At 72.8% G+C, this 17,776-nt stretch carries 21 protein-coding genes; 11 read left to right on the plus strand and 10 right to left on the minus strand.

Annotated features, from left to right (window positions below):
* Positions 1-69: 69 nt before the first annotated feature.
* Positions 70-966, plus strand: coding sequence for a neutral zinc metallopeptidase (locus GNZ18_RS42800; RefSeq protein ID WP_308165908.1), 897 nt, complete (start codon positions 70-72; stop codon positions 964-966).
* An 81-nt stretch (positions 967-1,047) separates the two neighbouring features.
* On the opposite strand, the gene GNZ18_RS36550 is transcribed toward GNZ18_RS42800, so the two are convergent.
* Both GNZ18_RS36550 and GNZ18_RS36555 read right to left on the minus strand, forming a co-directional pair.
* Entirely contained in the window at positions 1,048-1,611 is a 564-nt protein-coding gene (locus GNZ18_RS36550; RefSeq protein WP_156221438.1) for a dihydrofolate reductase family protein, read from the minus strand.
* A 65-nt stretch (positions 1,612-1,676) separates the two neighbouring features.
* On the minus strand, positions 1,677-3,323 hold the full coding sequence (locus GNZ18_RS36555; protein WP_156221440.1) for a carboxylesterase/lipase family protein: 1,647 nt from the start codon (positions 3,321-3,323) through the stop codon (positions 1,677-1,679).
* 123 nt (positions 3,324-3,446) lie between these two features.
* On the opposite strand from GNZ18_RS36555, the gene GNZ18_RS36560 reads away from it, so the two are divergent.
* The 4 genes from GNZ18_RS36560 (at position 3,447) to GNZ18_RS36575 (ending at position 5,718) form a co-directional block, all read left to right on the plus strand.
* Positions 3,447-4,226, plus strand: coding sequence for a TetR/AcrR family transcriptional regulator (locus GNZ18_RS36560; protein ID WP_156221442.1), 780 nt, complete (start codon positions 3,447-3,449; stop codon positions 4,224-4,226).
* 67 nt (positions 4,227-4,293) lie between these two features.
* A complete protein-coding gene (locus GNZ18_RS36565; RefSeq protein ID WP_156221456.1) occupies positions 4,294-4,692 on the plus strand; it encodes a helix-turn-helix domain-containing protein in 399 nt (132 codons plus the stop codon).
* A 56-nt stretch (positions 4,693-4,748) separates the two neighbouring features.
* Positions 4,749-5,168, plus strand: a complete 420-nt coding sequence (locus GNZ18_RS36570) for a hypothetical protein (protein ID WP_156221458.1) — start codon at positions 4,749-4,751, stop codon at positions 5,166-5,168.
* Between the two features lie 187 nt (positions 5,169-5,355).
* A complete protein-coding gene (locus GNZ18_RS36575; protein ID WP_242891293.1) occupies positions 5,356-5,718 on the plus strand; it encodes a DUF2516 family protein in 363 nt (120 codons plus the stop codon).
* A gap of 117 nt (positions 5,719-5,835) precedes the next feature.
* On the opposite strand, the gene GNZ18_RS36580 is transcribed toward GNZ18_RS36575, so the two are convergent.
* Both GNZ18_RS36580 and GNZ18_RS36585 read right to left on the minus strand, forming a co-directional pair.
* Positions 5,836-6,363, minus strand: coding sequence for a DUF488 domain-containing protein (locus tag GNZ18_RS36580; protein WP_216651562.1), 528 nt, complete (start codon positions 6,361-6,363; stop codon positions 5,836-5,838).
* A 54-nt stretch (positions 6,364-6,417) separates the two neighbouring features.
* Positions 6,418-7,068, minus strand: coding sequence for a TetR family transcriptional regulator (locus GNZ18_RS36585; protein ID WP_156221460.1), 651 nt, complete (start codon positions 7,066-7,068; stop codon positions 6,418-6,420).
* A gap of 79 nt (positions 7,069-7,147) precedes the next feature.
* Here GNZ18_RS36585 and GNZ18_RS36590 point away from each other — a divergent pair, with 79 nt between their 5' ends.
* From GNZ18_RS36590 to GNZ18_RS36600, 3 genes are all read left to right on the plus strand, one after another.
* Positions 7,148-7,513: a PadR family transcriptional regulator gene (locus tag GNZ18_RS36590; RefSeq protein ID WP_156221462.1), complete on the plus strand. Its 366-nt coding sequence runs from the start codon at positions 7,148-7,150 to the stop codon at positions 7,511-7,513.
* The gene (locus tag GNZ18_RS36595; protein ID WP_156221464.1) at positions 7,510-8,571 is read left to right on the plus strand and encodes a hypothetical protein; all 1,062 of its coding nucleotides are present in this window, start codon (positions 7,510-7,512) and stop codon (positions 8,569-8,571) included. The genes GNZ18_RS36590 and GNZ18_RS36595 overlap by 4 nt, the downstream gene beginning before the upstream one ends.
* A gap of 80 nt (positions 8,572-8,651) precedes the next feature.
* On the plus strand, positions 8,652-9,566 hold the full coding sequence (locus tag GNZ18_RS36600; RefSeq protein ID WP_156221466.1) for an NAD-dependent epimerase/dehydratase family protein: 915 nt from the start codon (positions 8,652-8,654) through the stop codon (positions 9,564-9,566).
* 152 nt (positions 9,567-9,718) lie between these two features.
* On the opposite strand, the gene GNZ18_RS36605 is transcribed toward GNZ18_RS36600, so the two are convergent.
* From GNZ18_RS36605 to GNZ18_RS36615, 3 genes are all read right to left on the minus strand, one after another.
* A complete protein-coding gene (locus tag GNZ18_RS36605) occupies positions 9,719-10,207 on the minus strand; it encodes a hypothetical protein (RefSeq protein ID WP_156221468.1) in 489 nt (162 codons plus the stop codon).
* Positions 10,208-10,280: 73 nt separating this feature from the next.
* On the minus strand, positions 10,281-11,165 hold the full coding sequence (locus tag GNZ18_RS36610) for a cytochrome d ubiquinol oxidase subunit II (RefSeq protein ID WP_214616500.1): 885 nt from the start codon (positions 11,163-11,165) through the stop codon (positions 10,281-10,283).
* Entirely contained in the window at positions 11,162-12,538 is a 1,377-nt protein-coding gene (locus GNZ18_RS36615; protein ID WP_246251140.1) for a cytochrome ubiquinol oxidase subunit I, read from the minus strand. Before GNZ18_RS36615 ends, GNZ18_RS36610 begins: the two co-directional genes overlap by 4 nt.
* A 92-nt stretch (positions 12,539-12,630) precedes the next feature.
* On the opposite strand from GNZ18_RS36615, the gene GNZ18_RS36620 reads away from it, so the two are divergent.
* Both GNZ18_RS36620 and GNZ18_RS36625 read left to right on the plus strand, forming a co-directional pair.
* Positions 12,631-13,014 (plus strand): BlaI/MecI/CopY family transcriptional regulator, encoded by a 384-nt coding sequence (locus tag GNZ18_RS36620; RefSeq protein ID WP_308165909.1) that lies wholly within the window; start codon positions 12,631-12,633, stop codon positions 13,012-13,014.
* The gene (locus GNZ18_RS36625) at positions 13,011-13,919 is read left to right on the plus strand and encodes a M56 family metallopeptidase (protein ID WP_156221470.1); all 909 of its coding nucleotides are present in this window, start codon (positions 13,011-13,013) and stop codon (positions 13,917-13,919) included. The genes GNZ18_RS36620 and GNZ18_RS36625 overlap by 4 nt, the downstream gene beginning before the upstream one ends.
* 30 nt (positions 13,920-13,949) lie before the next feature.
* Here the strand turns inward: GNZ18_RS36625 and GNZ18_RS36630 are convergent, their stop codons facing one another.
* The 3 genes from GNZ18_RS36630 to GNZ18_RS36640 all read right to left on the minus strand — a co-directional run bounded on the left by GNZ18_RS36630 (position 13,950) and on the right by GNZ18_RS36640 (position 16,482).
* The gene (locus GNZ18_RS36630) at positions 13,950-14,417 is read right to left on the minus strand and encodes a pyridoxamine 5'-phosphate oxidase family protein (RefSeq protein WP_156221472.1); all 468 of its coding nucleotides are present in this window, start codon (positions 14,415-14,417) and stop codon (positions 13,950-13,952) included.
* A 12-nt stretch (positions 14,418-14,429) separates the two neighbouring features.
* Positions 14,430-15,917, minus strand: coding sequence for an MFS transporter (locus GNZ18_RS36635; RefSeq protein WP_156221474.1), 1,488 nt, complete (start codon positions 15,915-15,917; stop codon positions 14,430-14,432).
* 76 nt (positions 15,918-15,993) lie between these two features.
* Positions 15,994-16,482 (minus strand): MarR family winged helix-turn-helix transcriptional regulator, encoded by a 489-nt coding sequence (locus GNZ18_RS36640; RefSeq protein WP_156221476.1) that lies wholly within the window; start codon positions 16,480-16,482, stop codon positions 15,994-15,996.
* A 226-nt stretch (positions 16,483-16,708) separates the two neighbouring features.
* On the opposite strand from GNZ18_RS36640, the gene trpS reads away from it, so the two are divergent.
* Positions 16,709-17,767, plus strand: coding sequence for a tryptophan--tRNA ligase (gene trpS, locus GNZ18_RS36645; protein WP_156221478.1), 1,059 nt, complete (start codon positions 16,709-16,711; stop codon positions 17,765-17,767).
* Positions 17,768-17,776 lie beyond the last annotated feature (9 nt).

Raw genomic sequence — 17,776 nt, forward strand, 5'->3', positions numbered from 1 at the left:
CACCGCCCCCCGCCCCCGCCGGCGCCACCGTACGGTCCGCCTGCCTACCGCCCGCCGCAGTACCGGTACGTGCCCGCGCGCAGGCCGCCGCGCCGCAGCGCCGGCGGGACGGTCGCGGGCGTCGTGGGCGGGCTGACCTCGCTGGTCGTCCTGGCGATCCTCGCCTTCTCGGTCCTCGGCGGCGACGGAGGTATCGGGGGCATCGGCGGCATCGGCGCGCGGCCGGGTTCGGCCTCCGGCGGCGGCGCGCCGCGCTCGGCGGCCACCGCGAACAAGCTCTACACGACGGGCGCGCTGACCCCCGTCCGGTGCGCGCTGCCGCGCATCACCCCGGCCGCCGGGTCGATGCGCCGGTTCATGGACGTGCTGAGCGACTGCCTCGACACGTCCTGGACGCGCCAGTTCGCCAAGATCGACGCCCGGTTCGACCCGCCGAAGCGGGTGTTCTGGGAGCAGTCCGGCCGCAGCCCGTGCGGGACGTACCCGAGCCCCGGCGCGTCCGCGTTCTACTGCCCCGCCAACAACACGATGTACGTGGGGTTGCGGCACATCGTGGAGACCTCAGGCGGCGAGCCGCTGTCGCACTTCGCGGTGTTCGCCCGGGTGATCGCGCACGAGTACGGGCACCACGTCCAGGACCGCGCCGGAATCCTCCTCTACGGGCACGAGGAGATGGAGAAGGCCGACATCATGGCCCGCAACGAGGCCAGCCGCCGCATCGAGCTCCAGGCGCAGTGCTTCGCGGGCGCCTTCCTCGGCGCCGAGCGCGCGACGCTCCCGATGACGCGCGAGCAGTACGTCGCGATGGTCATGGACGTGCGCGGCCGCGGCGACGAGCGGCTGCCGCCCGAGGAACGCGACCACGGCTCGGGCCGCAACTACGCCGGCTGGGTGGTCACCGGCTTCCAGGGCCGCCGCCTGGCCGTCTGCAACACCTGGACGGCCCGCCCCGAAAAGGTGAGCTGACGGGCGGGACCGACCACCTGGTCCGTCGTGGCGCACCGGCCGGAGCCCGAGGCGCCGTTCCGCGTCGCCGGGGCCGGGTCCTCAGCGCCTGGTCTCGTACCTGGCCAGGAGTACGCCGTCGGGGAACGTCCGGGTCTCCGCCAGGCTCAGGTTCACCCAGTTGTCCAGGGCCGTGAAGAACGGCGTGCCGCCGCCCAGCAGGACCGGATGGGTGACGACCAGGTACTCCTCGATCAGCCCGGCCCGCATGGCCGCCGCGGCGAGCGTGGCGCCCGCGATGTCCATGGGGCCGCCGTCCTCGGCCTTGAGCCGGGTGATCTCGGTGACCGCGTCGCCGGTGACCAGGCGGGTGTTCCAGTCGACCGCGCGGGTCGTCGAGGAGAACACCACCTTCGGCATGTCCCGCCAGCGGCGGGCGAACTCGATCTCCGCCGGTGCGGCGCCGGGCTCCCGGTCGGCGGTCGGCCAGTACGAGCTCATCGTCTCCCACAGCCTGCGCCCGTACAGCGCCAGTTCCGTCGCGGCCACCCGGTCGGACCACCACTGGAACAGCTCGTCGCTCGGTGCGCTCCAGCCGAGGTCGTCGCCGGGCGCGGCGATGTAGCCGTCCAAGCTCATGTTCATGCCGAAGGTCAGTTTCCGCATCGCGTGCGCCTCCTGTGATTCGGTACTCGGCGTACAGACCAGCACGGCGCGCGAAAATCATCGGGTCAGGAATCGATGGTCCTCCAGAAGGCGCACCGGTGTTCCGCGTCGCGGTCGGTCTGGCCGATCGTGGTGGTCGCGAGTGATTGCACCCCGTCGTCGCCCTGGAAGGGCATCCACCGGGGTCGTCCGCTGCTGTTGGGGTTTCCGGCGGCGGCGAACCGGGACCAGTAGCTGATCATGGTCGTGGCGAGCCGTTGCTGGGCGGGCGTCTGCGGGCCGGGGAGCTGCTCGTCGTCGAACAAATACTGGAGTTCGGCACCGTGGAACGCGCCGGTGGGGAAGTTCGGCTTGCGCAGGGTCTTGAACCACGGCGCCGTGTCGTCCGCGAACTCGTAGGCGTAGACCGCGGTGTGCGCGGCGAGTGCGCGGTCCCGGTCCTGGGCGGGGCATCCCCAGGCCCAGTCGGTCACGACCGTGGACAGTGCCTCGCCCGCGGAGTGGAACCCGGCGACCGGATACCGGGCCATGACCCGCCGCAGGTCGGCCGGGCGGAACAAGGCGGCGAGCTGCTCGCGATAGCTCTCCGGGGTGGTCTCCTTTTCGGTGGCGGCCTCGATCGCCGCGGTGAACAGGTGGTGCTCGTCCCGCGTGGTCCCCTGCATGACAGGGACGCGGTTGAAGCGGCCGGTCGCGAAGGCGCGCTCCGGGCTGAGCGGCAGGAAACCGCCACCGACGGTGGGACCCGACCCGACGCCGATGTCGGACCACCTGGTCAGTTCGCCGGGGTCCACGTCGCGCAGGCAGGTCGCCGCGGTCGCCGGGTCGGCGCAGCCGAGCTCGGCCGCCACCTTGAGACCGTGCTTCCGACGGTCGGCGCGGGGCAGCGGGAACCAGGTCGCAGGCCCCGGCGACCACTTCGCACCGGTGCACTGCGCGCTCTGCACGATCGCCCGATGGAACAGCCCCGCCGATGACGGCGCGGCGAGCTGGGCGCAGACGCTGGTCCCGCCCGCGGACTCGCCGAAGATCGTGACGTTGCCGGGGTCGCCGCCGAACGCCGCGGCGTTGCGCCGCACCCAGCGCAGTGCGGCCTGCTGGTCTTCGAGACCGAAGTTCCCGGACAGGTTCCGGGCCTTGCCGTGGTCGAGTGCCGGGTGGGTCAGGAACCCGAAGATTCCGAGCCGGTAGTTCGGGCTGACCACGACCACGTCGCCTTCGGCGGCCAGCCGCTTCGCGCCGTACAGGCTGGCGGCGCCGCTGATGAACCCGTTGCCGTGGATCCACACCATCACCGGCAGTCTGCGTTTCCCGGTGTGGCGCGGCGTGGTGACGTTGAGGAACAGGCAGTCCTCGTCCGTGCTGGCCTCATCGACCAGCCCCTTGGCCTGGGCGCAGCGGTTGCCGGGCTCGGTGGCGTCCCGCACTCCCCGCCACGGCTCGGCCGGCTGCGGCGAGGCCCAGCGCAGGTCGCCCTCCGGTGGCGCGGCGTACGGAATCCCCTGGAACACCCTGGCGGTCGAATCGACCCTGCCGCGGACGGCGCCGGCGTCGGTCCGGACCACGGCGTCGCCGCGGTCCGGTGGCAGCGCGTCGGCCGCCCCTCCGCCGGCGACCGAGCCGGAGAGCAACGCCGCGGTCAGCAGCACCACCACACCGCCGAGCCGCCGGGTGCGCCGGCCCGGCGCGGGGTGTCGATACGGCGGTTCCATGTCGCGCTCCCTCTGCGATCATTATTCGTGTGTGGGTCACACAAACTTAAGTGTGGGGCATACACGAAGTCAAGGTAGAGTCGGCGTGACAGGGATCCCCGGTCGAGCGGAGGAGGCCGCCGGATGCCGATCGCGGAGGACCCCGGGCTGCCGCCGGGGCTGGCCTTGGCGTGGGGCCTCCCCGTCAAGACGACCAAGCTCGGGCGCAAGCCGTCGCAGAGCGTCGAGCAGATCGTCGCCGCGGCCCTCGAACTGGCCGACGCGGACGGATTCGAGGCCCTGTCGATGCCCAGGATCGCCCGGCGGCTCGGGCTGACCGCCAACGCGATCTACCGGTATGTGAGGTCCCGGGACGAGCTGCTGGTCCTGGTCGCCGAGGCCGCCTGGGGCGCGGCGCCGGACCTGGCGTCCGGGACGGGGGACTGGCGCGACGCGGCGAGCGGGTGGACGCGGGCGATGATCGACCGGTGCGAGGTCCACCCCTGGCTGTGCGATCTCCCCGTCCGCGGGGCCCCGGTGACGCCGAACCTGCTGGACTGGACGGAGGCGATCCTGAAGGTGCTGACCGGCGCCGGGCTGACCCCCGCCGAGGCTCTGGGGTGCGCGTTCGTGCTGGACGGCTATGCGCGGCAGATCGGCGGCATGCGCCGCGACCTGCGGTACAGCACCGCGGCTCCGACGCGGTCGGACACCGTGGCCGCGTTCCTCCTGCCCCGGCTGCGCGAACGCGGCCACTCGGTCCTGGCGTCCATGATGGAGGGCGACGACTACACCGACGACGTCGTCGACGACGACGTGGCCTTCGGGCTCGACCGGATCCTGGACGGGATCGGCGTGCTGGTCGCGGCGAAACGTGCCGCGGAGCCGCCTTCGCGGAGTCGATCACGCGAAAAGCCGTTGTGAGGGGTATCACCGGTGAGTGCTAGCTAGAGCGCTTGCAATTGCAAGCATGCTGGCGCATGGTGGAGCCATGGCAGGTTCCAAGGTCGGCTCCCTCGGGGAGTACATCCGCGAGCAGCGCACCCGGGCGAAGATCTCGCTGCGGCAGCTCGCGGATTCCTCCGGCATCTCCAACCCGTATCTGAGCCAGGTCGAGCGCGGGCTGCGCAAGCCGAGCGCCGAGATACTGCAACAGATCGCCAAGGGGCTGCGGATCTCCGCCGAGGCGCTGTACGTGCAGGCCGGAATCCTTGAGGACCGCGAGGCCGACACCGATGTGATGGCCGCCGTGCGGGCCGATGCCCTTCTGAGCGAGCGTCAGAAGCAGGTGCTCCTCGACATCTACGCCTCGTTCCTCAAGGAGAACGAGGCCGCGCTCAAGGAGGACGAGGCCGCGCTCGGCGACGAGCACACGACCCGCGCGCCATGACGAGCCGCCCCGCGCGGCACCCGAAGCAGACAGACGAGCGGAAAGGACGGGGTCAGATGACGCTGGCCAGCAGCCTCCGAGAGAACAAGGCGGTCCACACCGTGGCCGGCGCCGGCGATCTCGCGGTGGAGAAGCTTCGCGAGGTCCCGGAGCAGATGACGCGGGCGCGCGAGAACCTCGACCGCTACCAGGACCGCGCGCGCGAGGCCGCGACGCGCTACCAGGGCGACGTCCGCGGGACGGTCGGCCGGTACCGCGAGCAGGTCCGCGAGGCCGTGGGCCGCTACCGCGTCGAGGTCACCAAGGTGCAGGACCGGGTCGACACCAAGGAACTGCCCGGCGCGGCCATCGCCTACGTGACGCACGTCGGCACCCGGACGGTCGAGTTCATCGACGGGCTCGCCGAGCGCGGCAGGAAGGTCGTGCACGGCGAGGCCGCCGAGATCACCGATGGCGGGTCGTCGCGCGGCGCCTGATCATGGCGGGCGGCCCGGCCGGGAACACCCGGCCGGGCCCCGTCGTCTTTCCAGGTGGCCGCGGCATTCCACGCGCCTCGCGGCGCCTCCCCGTCCGAGGGTGGACAAGGCCCGTAGGGTTGGGACGGTGATCCCATGGGTGCGACGTGGAGTCGCCGTCCGAGACAGGCAGGAGCGCTGATCCCCGGTGGCGGACTTCAATGTGCTGGACTACTTCTTCTGGCTTCTCCTGATCATCGCGTTCGTGATGGAGGGGTGGGCGCTGCTGGACGCGCTGACCGTGCCGGAGGGCGCGTACGCGGCGGCCGGCAAGCTCAGCAAGAAGCTGTGGCTGATCATCTTGATCGTCGCCGCGGTGCTCGGCATCGCGCACGCGGTCGCGCCGCTCGCGCTCGGCATCAGGCCGGTGGGGCTGCTGCTCGGCATCCTGCCGGTGGCGGCGTTCATCGCGGCGGCGGTGTACCTGGCGGACGTCCGTCCGGCGGTCGCCCCGTACAAGAAGAAGAACGGCGGGCGCGGCGGCAACATGGGCCCCTACGGCCCCTGGTGACCGCGAGGCGCACCACCCGGCTCGAACCGGACGACCAGGACCCGCGCGAACGGGAGGCCGCCGTCCCGGCGCCCGCGCGTCGGGATCTCCGAACGGCCGCGAGCCCGGCGCGCGGCTTCACAGCGGGCGCAGGTCCTCGATCGTGACGCCGTGCCGCTCGGCCAGCCGCCGGGCGATCAGCGAGCGGTGGCACGCCTCGGGGTCGCGCTCGACGCAGAACAGCGCGGCCCTCCCGCCGTCCGGCCGCGCCGACAGGACCGGCCCGAGGTCGGCGGCGTCGAGGATCTCGGCGGTGTAGCGGCGGATGTAGTCGGCCGCCAGCGCGCGGCGCGAGCGCCTGCCGACCCCGTGGCGGTCGTCCTCGGCGTACTGGAGCCGGCGCAGCTCGGTGGTCGGGGCGAGTTCGGGGTGGTGCTCGTAGGCGATCCGGGCCTGGGCGAGGGCGGCCTGGAGCCGGCGCGAGTTCGCCCAGGCGTACTCGGGGCCGCGGACGCCGCGGCGCTGGCGGACGTCGAGCAGCAGGCGGACGTCCGCCTCCCGCAGCCGCCGCAGGAAGGACTCGCCGTCGAAGCCGTAGACGCCGATCGTCACCATCGTGCGCATCGCCTCACCCCCGGTTCGGTGGCCGGTGTCTTTGCTGGTCATGCGACCAGCCTCGCAACGAAACACGACATCCTGTGTCGTGTATCCCGATCGGGTTCACGGGCGGACGAGGGTCTCCACCGAGGCTAGGCCGTTCTCCACGACGCGGGTCGCCCGGTCGAGCGCCGTCCGCATGGAGGCCGGGCCGTGGCCGTGGCGCCGGCAGTGGACGATGACCGCCCGCATCCCGCCGACCGCGACGCCCGCCGAGGCGACCGCGTCGATCTCGTCCATGCCGGGGCACAGCTCGCGCAGCAGGTTCTCGACGGCCTCCTGGGCGGCGGTCAGGCGTCGCAGCGCGCGCGCCTGCAACCCGGGGTGCTCCAGGACGAGCCCTGTCCGGACCGATCCGTATTCGCCGTGCTCGCCGACGATCGCCTCCAGGACGTCCACGACGCCGCGCCGGATCGTCTCCAGGGGCGATTCGCCCGGCGTCCCGCGCAGGCGCTCGGCGACCTCCGCGAGCCGGTCGTCGACCTCGGCGAATACCACGTCCTCCTTGCTCGGGAAGTAGCCGAAGAACGTGCGCGGGGACACCTCGGCCGCGGCGGCGATGTCGGCGATCGTGGTCTCCTCGTAGCCGCGCTCGGCGAACAGGCGGAGCGCGGCGGCGGCGATGGCGCGGCGGGTGCGCTGCTTCTTCAGCTCCCTGAGCCCCTGCTCGGGGCCGGTTCCGGGCTCGCGTCGCGGGGCCGGCCGCTCGTCCATGCGGCGAAGATTACCATGAGTGCAAAGTTGCAATCACTGCATACTTGCTACAGTCAGATGATCGATATATAAAGATCGCATGAGCAAGATGATGCAGGAACCGACGTTCCTGATCCTGACCGCGCTCGCGGACGCCGCCCAGCACGGCTACGGGATCATCGCCGACGTCGAGCGGATCTCCGCGGGCCGCACCAGGCTCCGCGCCGGCACCCTCTACGCCGCCCTCGACCGGCTCCGGTCCGAAGGGCTGGTCGCCCCCGACCGGGAAGAGGTCGTGGACGGCCGGCTGCGCCGCTACTACCGGCTCACCGACGAGGGCGCCGCCGCGCTCGCCGCCGAGGTCGAGGCCCTGCGCCGCCGCACGGAGGTCGCCGCCCGCCGCCTCGCCGCCCTCCCGCGCCTGCGCGGCGGCGGCGCCCCCGCGTTCGACGGGGGGCCGCGTTGAGCGCCCTGGAGAGCCGCTACCGGCGCCTGCTCGCCTGCTATCCGGCCGATCACCGCGCGGAGCACGGGGAGGAGATGCTGGACGTCCTGCTGTCCGCCGCGAGGCCCGGTCAGCGGCGTCCCTCCGCCGCCGACGCCGCCGACCTGCTCTACGGCGCCCTCCGGATCCGCCTGCGCCATCTGGCCGCGGGCGAGGGCGGGTCGCCGTGGCCGGGGGCGTTCTCCATCACCGGGTTCCTGGCGGTGTGCCTGCTGCTGGCCGACGGGCTCCGGTTCGCGGTCAACGTGCCCTACTGGGTCACCGTCCTTCCGGAGCCGCCGGACACGGGCGGCTCCCTGCCCCGGACGGTCGCCCTCCACTTCGGCACGGCTCCCTACTGGCTCGCCTGGGTCGTCATCGCACTGCTCCTCTGGCGTGGACGACGGCGCGCGGCCACGATCGGCGCCTGCGCGGTCACCGCCGCGCAGATCGCGTTCGCCCTGTACGGGACGTCCGCCTACGACCGTCCGTGGGCGTGGCTCGGGACGTCGCTGGCGGGCCCCCCGCTGGCGCTCGCCGTGCTGGCCACCGCCTCGCTCCTCCTCTCCCCGGGGCCCGCGCATGGAGCGCGCCTCCTGGGACGCCGCCACGTCCTCGGCGCGGGCGCCGTCGCCGCCGCCCTCGTCGCGTTCTCCACGACCCCGCTGTTCAGCCTCCTGCTCCGAGGCGACCTCGACTTCGAGGAGATGGTCTCCATGGACGTCGACCGCCTGATCACCTACTCGTGGACCTGGGACCTGCTCCAGAACTCCGTCGTGCGGCTCGCCGCCGTCCTGGTCACGGCGGGGCTGGCGCGCACCGCCCAGGGGCGCCGAGCCTGGGCGCTCCTCGCGGTCGCCGTGGCGCCGCTGCTCGTCCGCGTGGACCTCGTTCCGGATGGGCTGTTCGGCGAGTCCGAGGCGGTCTTCCGGCTGGTGGCGGAGGGGGCGCTCGGCTTCGCCCTGGCGATGCTGTGCGTCCGGGGCGTGGAGCTTCCCTCCAGGGCGCGAGCACGGCGACACGGGAGGCCCCCGGCCTGATCGCGGCTTGACAGGTGGGGCGCGTGGTGCACAAGATATATGTATATGCAGATAGTGTAAGTGCACACAAATGAGGTCTGATGCGTATTTTCCTGACCGGCGCGACCGGCTACATCGGGGGCTCCATCGGCGTCCGGCTCGTCGCCGAGGGGCACACGGTCACCGGGCTGGCCCGCTCGGCGGCAGGGGCGGACGCGCTCCGCCGGATCGGGATCGAACCGGTCGCGGGGACGCTCGACGACGGCGACGTGCTCGCGCGCGCCGCGTCCGAGGCCGACGCGGTGGTCAACGCGGCCGACAGCGACCACGCCGGGGCGGTCGAGGCGTTCGTCGAGGCGCTCCAGGGCTCCGGCAAGCCGCTGCTGCACACCAGCGGGTCCAGCATCGTCGGGGACGACGCGCGGGGCGAGGCGTCCGACCGGGTCTGGACCGAGGAGGAGGTGCTGGCCCCCGGCTGGCGGCCGTCGCCGGACAAGGCCGCCCGGGTGGCCATCGACCGCCGGGTGCTGGGCGCCGCCGACCACGGCGTGCGGTCGGTGGTGCTGTGCAACACGCTGATCTACGGGCACGGACGCGGGGTCGCGCGGGACAGCGTCCAGATCCCGCTGCTCGTGCGGCAGGCCGAGAGCACCGGTGTCGCCCGGCACATCGGTCCCGGGGCCAACATCTGGTCGACCGTCCATGTCGATGACGTCGTGGAGCTCTATGTGCGGGCGCTGGAGGGAGCCCCCGCCGGTTCGTTCTACTTCGTCGAGAGCGGCGAGGCGTCCTTCAAGGCGATCACGGACGCCATCGCGGGCGCTCTCGGCCAGGAGCCCGCCCGGCCCTGGGACATCGACTCCGCTATCGCCGCCTGGGGCTACGAACCGGCCGTCTACGCGCTCGGCTCCAACAGCCGCGTCCGCGACGCCGCCGCCCGCGCCGATCTGGACTGGCGGCCCGAGCACGCGTCCGTCACCGACTGGATCCGGCGCGAGCTCGTCCGCGGCGCCTGAAAGGCCCACGCGCCGGGCCCGTCCCCCCGGCTCTCCCGCGGGGTGGAGACGGAGACGGGCCCGGCGGCCCAACCGCCGGCGTATTGAACGCCCGGTATTCGCCGGGCGGGGCCGCTCGGATCAGGGTTCGCGCGGGCTTGGCCGGATGCGGCCTAGTACATGAGCGGTTCCGCGCCGTCCAGGGCGACCGGCTTCAGGGCCGGGCCGTCCTCGTGGTGGCGCAGGTGGCAGGTCAGGCACGGCGGCGCGCCCCGGTGCCCGACCGCGCGCCGCCGCAGCCAGCCGAGCAGCTGGGCGAGCTGGTCCCGATCGTCGGGGTGAAGGACCTGGCGCGAGGTCAGCGCCCAGTTCGCGTCCCGCGGCCCCTCGCGGCGGACGAGTCCGGAGAACAGCGCCCCGCCGATCCGGGGGTCGGCCGCGCCGCGTCCCGCCAGCAGGGGGAGGTGCTCCACCGTCCAGAGCGCCTCGGGGAGGGGCTCGCCCTCGTCGTCGGCCGTGACGACGGGAAGGCCGTCGGTGACGATGGCGAACCGGTCCGGCTCCGGGCCGAGTCCGAGGTGCCAGCGCAGTTCGGCCAGCTCCGCTTCGGGGAGGTCCGCGGGAAGCTCCGCGACGAGCAGCATTTCGTACAGGTCCGCCATGCCGGGCCATGGTAGGCGGGGGAGCGGTGTGCCGGGGCTTGGCTGCCGACCGTGGTCCCGGCACACCGCCGGCTCAGGGGGAGCGGGGCTGCCGCTGGAACAGCACGTACAGCCACGTCATGGACGGGACGAGGATCAGCGCGCCCACGCCCAGCGCGATGAAGACGGCGCGCAGGACGGCGTCCTGCGCGGCGGCGCCGTCCAGGTCCAGGCCGGACATCTCGGCCGCGCCCCACAGCACGGTCACGACGGCCAGCCCGCCCGTCACGCGGACGGACAGGTACGCGCGGCGCAGCAGCAGGACGAGTGACACCGTCCCCGCGAGGGCCGACAGCCAGATCATCGGGGACCGCACGCCCAGCGCGGCGGCGCCGGGCAGGGCGAACAGGCCGACGGCGGCGCCGGAGAGCAGGGCGTAGCCGCGGAAGCGCAGCGAGGCGTCGTTGTCGCCGAGGCGCCGGGCGTCCCAGATCAGGTAGACGGCGGCGAGGTAGGCGCACAGGGCGGTGGTGAGGACGCCGCCGTACAGCCCGGTGGGGCTCAGCCAGGACGAGCCGCCCGTGGCGACGACCGCCGCGACCGAGCCCAGGCAGTACGGGGTCAGGACGGAGGAGACGCCGAACAGCCACGGGTACCAGCGCTGGTCGGGGTCGGCCTTGCTGAACACGAACGTGCTGCCCCGGGCGACGATGCCGAGCGCGGCGAGCGACAGCGGCACCCAGTGCGCGGACATGACGTCCGCGAAGACGGGCGGGAACGCGGTCCAGGTCATGACCATCACGAAGATCAGCCAGACGTGGTTGGCCTCCCAGAGCGGGCCCATGGCGTGCTCGATGACGTCCTTGTCGGCGCGGCGGCGGGACACCAGGTGCCAGAGCCCGGCGCCGAAGTCCGCGCCGCCGAACAGCAGGTAGGCGGAGAGCCCGGCGAGGATGAGGGCGATCGCGGCGTCGGTCACGGTGCGGGCTCCAGTTCCGGTTCGTCGGACGGGGCGGCGACGGGGGGCGTGTGGCGCATGCGGCGCAGGACGCTGATCGTCGCGGCGGTGAGGACGGCGTAGACCACGAGGACGATGTAGAGCCCGTAGCGCAGGCCCGGGTTGGGGTTGATCGCCTCCTCGGTGCGCATCACGCCGTAGACGATCCAGGGCTGCCGCCCGACCTCCGTGGTCGTCCATCCGGCCTCCATGGCGACGGCGGCCAGCACGCCCGCCGTCGCGGCGACGCGCAGGAACCAGGGGCGCCAGGGCAGGCCGGGCGAGTGGTGGCGGCGCCACCAGGCGAAACCCCACCAGGTCGCGAGGGCCAGCAGCAGGACGCCGATCGTGATCATGATCTCGAAGGAGGTCTGGACGACCTCGGCGGGCGGGCGGTCGTCCACCGGGATCGAGTCCATGCCGCGCATGGTCGCGTGCGCGTCGAACCTCAACATCAGCGAGAGGGCGTTCGGGACCTCGAAGACCGCGAACCGGAACGGCTGCCCGGCCTGGGTGTGCTCGACGCCCTCCATGGCGGCGAACTTGGCGGGCTGGTTGTCGGCGACGAACCGGACCGCCCAGTCGCCCACGATCACCTGGAGCGGGGCGCAGACCGCGCCGAGCGAGAACGGGATGGCGAACCCGATCCGGTTGTAGCGGTCGTCGCGTCCGGCCTTGCGGTCGCGCAGGAGGCCGACCGCGTAGACCGAGGCGACGATGAACCCGCAGACCATGAGCGAGGCCAGGATCAGGTGCACGGCCTGGACGGGCGTCGCCGGGTTGAACATCGCGGCGAGCGGGTCCACGTCGGTGACCTCGCCGTCGACGAGCTTGAACCCGCGCGGCTGGTTCATCCAGGAGTTCACGGTGAGGACGAACGCCGCCGACAGCAGCCCGGCGATCACGACGGGGACGCCGGTGAGGAAGTGGGCGCGCGGGGACAGCCGGTCCCAGCCGTAGAGGTAGACGCCCATGAAGATCGCCTCGATGAAGAAGGCGATGCCCTCCAGCGCGAACGAGGTGCCGAAGACCTGCCCGTACTTGTCCATGAAGCCGGGCCAGAGGGTGCCCATCTCGAACGACAGGACCGTCCCTGACACCGCGCCGACCGCGAACAGCACGCCCGCCGCCTTCATCCAGCGGCGCGCGAGTTCGGCGTAGACGGCGTCGCCCGTGCGCAGTGAGCGCCACTCGGCGAGCAGGGTGATCGCGGGGAGTCCGATCCCGATGGAGGCCAGCACGATGTGGAAGCCCAGTGTGAAGGCCATCTGCTGGCGGGCGGCCATGTAGTCGGCCGGGGACGCGGCACCCGCGTGGGGGGCGACCGCGTCGGTGAGGAGCGCGACGGTGCTCATACGACCAAACGTAGTACTACGAGCTGTAGTACTAAAGCTTGTAGTACTACCTGCCGTGGTGACATGCCTCTCAATCGGTTACCCTGGCTTGCGTGAAGGGTCTCGGAGAGCTTGAACGCACGGTCATGGAGGTTCTGTGGGCGCGGGAGGACGCCGGTGTCCAGGCGGCCACGGCCCGCGATGTGAGCCGTGCGCTCGCCGGTGACCGGGACCTCGCGCACACCACGGTCATGACCGTGCTCGACCGGCTCGCCAAGAAGGGCTTCCTGGAACGGGAGCGCGACGGCCGGGCCTGGCGCTATCAACCCGTCGCCAGCCGCGAGGGGTATGTGACCGAGCTGATGCTCGGCGCGCTGAACGAGACCGGCGACCGCGACGCGGCGCTGGCCCACTTCGTCCGCTCGGTGTCGAGCGACGAGATCGACGTCATCCGCGAGGCCCTCGCCGGGCTCACAGGCAAGGAACATCCGGTATGACCGGCACCGCCCTGCTCGCACTGATCTCGCTCGGGACCGTCGGCGGGGCGCACCTGCTGTCCGGGGCCCGCTGGACGTGGCGGACGCCGCGCACCGGGATCGCCCTCTGGCAGGCCCTCGGGCTGTGCTGGGGGGTCGCCACGATCGGCGCGCTCCTCGGAGTCGCGCTGCTGCCCTACGGCCGGGGGGTCGCGGGCGGCGTGCCCGGACTGCTCGACGACCAGGCCGCCCGGCTGGACGCGCCGCACATGGCCGCCCTGCTCGCGGCCGTCAGCCTCACCGGCGTGCTGCTGGCGATGCTGATGTACGCGGTGGTGCGGGTCGTGCGCGCGCGGCGGCGGCACCGGGCGCTGCTGGCGCTGGTCTCGCGGTCGGACTCCACCGTCCCGGGGACGCTCGTCCTGGACCACCCCGGCGCCGCCGCGTACTGCGTGCCGGGGGTGCGGTCGTCCAAGGTCGTGGTGAGCGCCGGGACGATGGAGCTCCTCGACGAGGCGGAGCTGGCCGCCGTGCTCGCGCACGAGCGCGCGCACGCGCGGGAGCGGCACGATCTGGTGCTGCTGCCCTTCGCCTCGCTGCGCCAGGTGTTCCCGCAGTTCCGGCTGGTCGGGCGATGTCTGGACGCCGTGGAGCTGCTGATCGAGATGGCCGCCGACGACCGGGCCCGGTCGGGGCGGCCGCCGCGCGAGTTGGCCACCGCGCTGCTGCGGTTCGCGGCGGCGCGCCCGGCGGCGGCGCCGTCGGGGACACTGGGCGTCGCGTCCGCCGACGACATCCCGGTGATGGCCCGGGTCAGGCGGCTGCTGGAGCCGCAGCCGCTGCCGAGGCGGACCCGCTTCGCCGCCACCGTCGCCGTGCCCGTCGTCGCGGGCCTCCCGCTGCTGCTGATCATCCTGCCGCACTGAGGCCCGCCCATCCGGGATCAGCAGCCGGGTTCAGTCGGCGATGGCCGTGCCGTAGAGGCGGTTCACGTGCAGGCGGATGACGAGACGCCGGTCCTTGACCATCTGCTCCAGGAAGAGGCGTTCGTCGTTCGGGTCGTCGAAGCCCGGTGTCATGGCCAGGAGTTCCCGTCCGGCCGCGTCGCCGGGCTCCGCTGATACCTCCGACAGCTCGGCCGTGCCCTCGGCGACCGCGAACGCCAGGTGGTCCGGAGTGGAGGCGTGCAGCGCGGCCCGGGGGTCCTTGCGGAGCTGCCGCACCTTGACGCGGTCGGCCGTCGTCGAGATCCGGACGACGCGCTCGGCAGGGTCCCACGTGTAGACGACGGTCGACAGGTGCGGGTGGCCGTTCGCGCGGTTCGTGGCGAGCACGGCGAACGTCTGCTCGCCGAGCACGCGGGCGAGGTCGTCCGCGCTGACGGGCTTCGGGCCTGGTCCCTGTCCGGGGCCGTATTCGGTCATGATCCTTCTCTTTCAGATGGTGACGGACGTCGGGGTCTCGCTCTCCCGCGGCGCCGGCGCCGGCCGCCGCCGCAGGGCGAACAGGGTGAGGGCGAGCGCGACCACGAGGAGGCCGGCGGAGACGGCGAAGGCCAGGTGGTAGCCGGAGGTGAGGGCGGCGGGCTCGGGACGCCCGTCCGCGCGCAGGCGCTCGGTGCGGGCGGCGGCGAGCGTCGTCAGGACCGCGACGCCGAACGCCATCCCGACCTGCTGGACGGTGGTGAGCATCCCCGAGGCGAGTCCCGCGTCCTGCGGCCCGGCGCTGGACATCCCGAGCCCGGTCAGCGCCGGGATCACCAGCCCCGCGCCCGCGACCAGCACGAACACCGGCAGCAGGTCGGTGACGTAGTCGGCGTCCACCGGGACGGCCGTCAGCCAGATCATCGCGGCGGCCAGCAGCACCAGCCCGGCGACGAGGACCGCGCGCTCGCCGAACCGTCCGACCAGCCGGGGCGAGGCCAGCAGCGACACCGCGCCGATCGCGACGGCCGCCGGGAGCATCGCGAGGCCGGTGTCGAGCGCGCCGTAGCCGAGCACCTTCTGCATGTAGAGCGCGACGACGACCTGGAAGGAGAACATCGCCGACAAGGTCAGCAACTGGACGGCGTAGGCGACCGACACCGTGCGCGAGCGCAGGAAGCGCGGCGGCATCAGCGGGTTCGCGGCGGTGGCCTGGCGGGCGGCGAACCCGGCGAGTAGAACGAGCGACACCGCGCCGAGGCCGAGCGTGTGGGCCGACAGCCATCCGTACCGCTCGACCTTGACGACCGTGTAGATGCCGAGCATGAGGCCGGAGGTGACGAGCAGCGCGCCCGCCGCGTCCGCCCCGGCGGACAGGCCCGCGCCGCGGTCGCGGGGCAGCGCCGGGAGCGCCAGCAGGACCGTCGCGACGCCGATCGGCAGGTTGATGAGGAAGATCCAGTGCCAGCTCAGCGCGTCGGTCAGCACGCCGCCGAGGACCTGGCCGATGGAGGCGCCCGCCGCGCCGGTGAAGCTGAAGATCCCGATGGCGCGGGTCCGCTCGCGGGGGTCGGTGAACAGCGTCACGAGGATGCCGAGCACGACGGCCGAGGCGAGCGCGCTGCCGACGCCCTGGAGGAACCGGGCGGCGACCAGCAGGCCGGGGCCGTTCGCCGCGCCCGCGAGCACGGAGGCGGCGGTGAACAGCGTGTTGCCCGCGAGGAACAGCGTCCGGCGGCCGAGGAGGTCGCCGAGCCGCCCGGCGAGCAGGAGCAGCCCGCCGAGCGGGATCAGGTAGGCGTTGACGACCCAGCTCAGCCCGCCGGGGGAGAAGCCGAGGTCGCGCTGGATGGCGGGCATCGCGACGGTCACGATGCTGCCGTCCAGGATCGTCATGAGCATGGTCGCGGACAGCACGCCGAGCGCCGCCCAGCGCGAGCGCAGGAAGGAGGGGGAGGCCGCGGTCTGCCCGCGGTCGGTGGACCCGTGTCTGGAGGACATGGGAGAGACCGTAGCAGATAGTTCCGTAACAGACGATCCTTGACGGTCTTATTTTGTCATAGATCTCCTGGTCGGCCTACTTCGCGCGCTGGCGGGCGCGCCGCACCGGCTGCGGGTTCTCGACCGGCGTGCTCAGGTGGCCCTCGGCCAGGACGCGCAGCGCCCGCATGAAGGCGGCGCGGTCGGCGTCCGGCAGCGCGTCGAGGGTGGCGCCGTGGACGCGGTCGACGACCTTCTGGCCCCGGGCGGCGGCGCGCTCGCCCTCCTCGGTGACCGCGATGATGCGGGCCCGCCGGTCGGTGGAGGACGGTCGGCGCTCGGCGAGCCCGGCCTTCTCCAGCGCGTCCACCGTCACGACCATCGTGGTCTTGTCCATGTCGCCGATCTCGGCGAGCTGGATCTGGGTGCGCTCCTCCTCCAGCGCGTGCACGAGGACGCAGTGCATGCGCGGCGTCAGCCCGACCTCGGCCAGCGCGGCGGTCATCTGCGTCTTCAGCACGTGCGTGGTGTGGTCGAGAAAGAACGACAGGTCCGGTTCGGTGTTCGCGGGGGCGAGGGCTGTCATACCGCCAGGATACCCATTTGGTTCCGTTCCAGATTATCTATGAGCAGCTCCATTTGATGGGCTATGGTTGACGGCGTGAACCGCACCACGTGTCTGGGCTGGTGGCCGTCCTAGGACGGCCGACACCCACACACGCCCCGGGCCGTCCGCTGGACGGCCCTCTCTCTTCTCCGCGACACGGCGGGCCGGCCGGGCGGACGCCCCCCGACAGGAGGAGAGAACCCCCATGCAGACCACCGGCACCGCCCCGGAGCAGCCCGCCGACGCCGAGTCACGGCGCCTGGAGCTGGAGGAACGCGTCGCCGCCGACCCCGCGGCGTTCCGGATCATGACCGGCGACCGGCCGACCGGCGCGCTGCACCTCGGGCACTACTTCGGGACGCTCGCCAACCGCGTCCGGCTCCAGCGGGCGGGCGTCGAGCTGTTCGTCCTCGTCGCCGACTACCAGGTGCTCACCGACCGGGACATCGTCGAGAACCTCGCCGGGCACGTCGAGGGGCTGGTCGCCGACTACCTGGCCGCCGGCGTCGACCCGTCCACCGCGACGATCTTCCGGCACAGCGCCGCGCCCGCGCTGAACCAGCTCATGCTGCCGTTCCTGTCGCTGGTGTCGATCTCCGAGCTGAGCCGCAACCCGACGGTGAAGGACGAGATCGCCGGCTCCCGCCAGGCGGCGGTCAGCGGGCTGATGTTCACCTACCCCGTCCACCAGGCCGCCGACATCCTGTTCTGCAAGGCCAACCTCGTGCCGGTGGGCCGCGACCAGCTCCCGCACCAGGAGATCACCCGGACGATCGCGCGCCGCTTCAACGAGCGGTACGCGCCGGTGTTCCCGGTGCCCGACGCCCTGCTGTCGGAGACGCCGCTGCTGCTCGGCACGGACGGGCGGAAGATGAGCAAGAGCCGCGGCAACGCGATCGCGCTGTCGGCCACCGAGGACGAGACGGCCAGGCTGATCAGGCGCGCGGTGACCGACGAGGAGCGGCACATCGCCTACGACCCGGGCACCCGTCCCGAGGTGTCGAACCTCGTGCTGCTCGCCGCGCTGTGCCAGGGGCGCGACCCGCACGAGGTCGCGGAGGAGATCGGCTCCGGCGGCGCCGCCGAGCTCAAGCGGACGGCGACCGAGGCGGTGAACGAGTTCCTGCGCCCGCTGCGCGCCCGCCGCGCCGAGCTGGCCGCCGACCGGGCGTACCTGCGCGACGTCCTGGCCGAGGGAGACGCCCGCGCGAACGCGCTCGCCGAGCGCACGTTGACCGAGGTCAGGGCCGCCATGGCGACCTGAGGGCGCGCA

Origin of the sequence: Actinomadura litoris (assembly GCF_009733595.1) — a bacterium.
Taxonomy (GTDB): Bacteria; Actinomycetota; Actinomycetes; order Streptosporangiales; family Streptosporangiaceae; genus Spirillospora; species Spirillospora litoris.

Excerpts from the sequence above, each read along its gene's own strand:
- GNZ18_RS36550 (WP_156221438.1), bottom strand. The coding sequence starts at position 1,611 with ATGCGGAAACTGACCTTCGGCATGAACATGAGCTTGGACGGCTACATC.
- GNZ18_RS36555 (WP_156221440.1), bottom strand. The coding sequence starts at position 3,323 with ATGGAACCGCCGTATCGACACCCCGCGCCGGGCCGGCGCACCCGGCGG.
- GNZ18_RS36560 (WP_156221442.1), top strand. The coding sequence starts at position 3,447 with ATGCCGATCGCGGAGGACCCCGGGCTGCCGCCGGGGCTGGCCTTGGCG.
- GNZ18_RS36565 (WP_156221456.1), top strand. The coding sequence starts at position 4,294 with ATGGCAGGTTCCAAGGTCGGCTCCCTCGGGGAGTACATCCGCGAGCAG.
- GNZ18_RS36570 (WP_156221458.1), top strand. The coding sequence starts at position 4,749 with ATGACGCTGGCCAGCAGCCTCCGAGAGAACAAGGCGGTCCACACCGTG.
- GNZ18_RS36580 (WP_216651562.1), bottom strand. The coding sequence starts at position 6,363 with ATGACCAGCAAAGACACCGGCCACCGAACCGGGGGTGAGGCGATGCGC.
- GNZ18_RS36585 (WP_156221460.1), bottom strand. The coding sequence starts at position 7,068 with ATGGACGAGCGGCCGGCCCCGCGACGCGAGCCCGGAACCGGCCCCGAG.
- GNZ18_RS36590 (WP_156221462.1), top strand. The coding sequence starts at position 7,148 with ATGAGCAAGATGATGCAGGAACCGACGTTCCTGATCCTGACCGCGCTC.
- GNZ18_RS36600 (WP_156221466.1), top strand. The coding sequence starts at position 8,652 with ATGCGTATTTTCCTGACCGGCGCGACCGGCTACATCGGGGGCTCCATC.
- GNZ18_RS36605 (WP_156221468.1), bottom strand. The coding sequence starts at position 10,207 with ATGGCGGACCTGTACGAAATGCTGCTCGTCGCGGAGCTTCCCGCGGAC.
- GNZ18_RS36615 (WP_246251140.1), bottom strand. The coding sequence starts at position 12,538 with ATGAGCACCGTCGCGCTCCTCACCGACGCGGTCGCCCCCCACGCGGGT.
- GNZ18_RS36625 (WP_156221470.1), top strand. The coding sequence starts at position 13,011 with ATGACCGGCACCGCCCTGCTCGCACTGATCTCGCTCGGGACCGTCGGC.
- GNZ18_RS36630 (WP_156221472.1), bottom strand. The coding sequence starts at position 14,417 with ATGACCGAATACGGCCCCGGACAGGGACCAGGCCCGAAGCCCGTCAGC.
- GNZ18_RS36635 (WP_156221474.1), bottom strand. The coding sequence starts at position 15,917 with ATGTCCTCCAGACACGGGTCCACCGACCGCGGGCAGACCGCGGCCTCC.
- GNZ18_RS36640 (WP_156221476.1), bottom strand. The coding sequence starts at position 16,482 with ATGACAGCCCTCGCCCCCGCGAACACCGAACCGGACCTGTCGTTCTTT.
- trpS (WP_156221478.1), top strand. The coding sequence starts at position 16,709 with ATGCAGACCACCGGCACCGCCCCGGAGCAGCCCGCCGACGCCGAGTCA.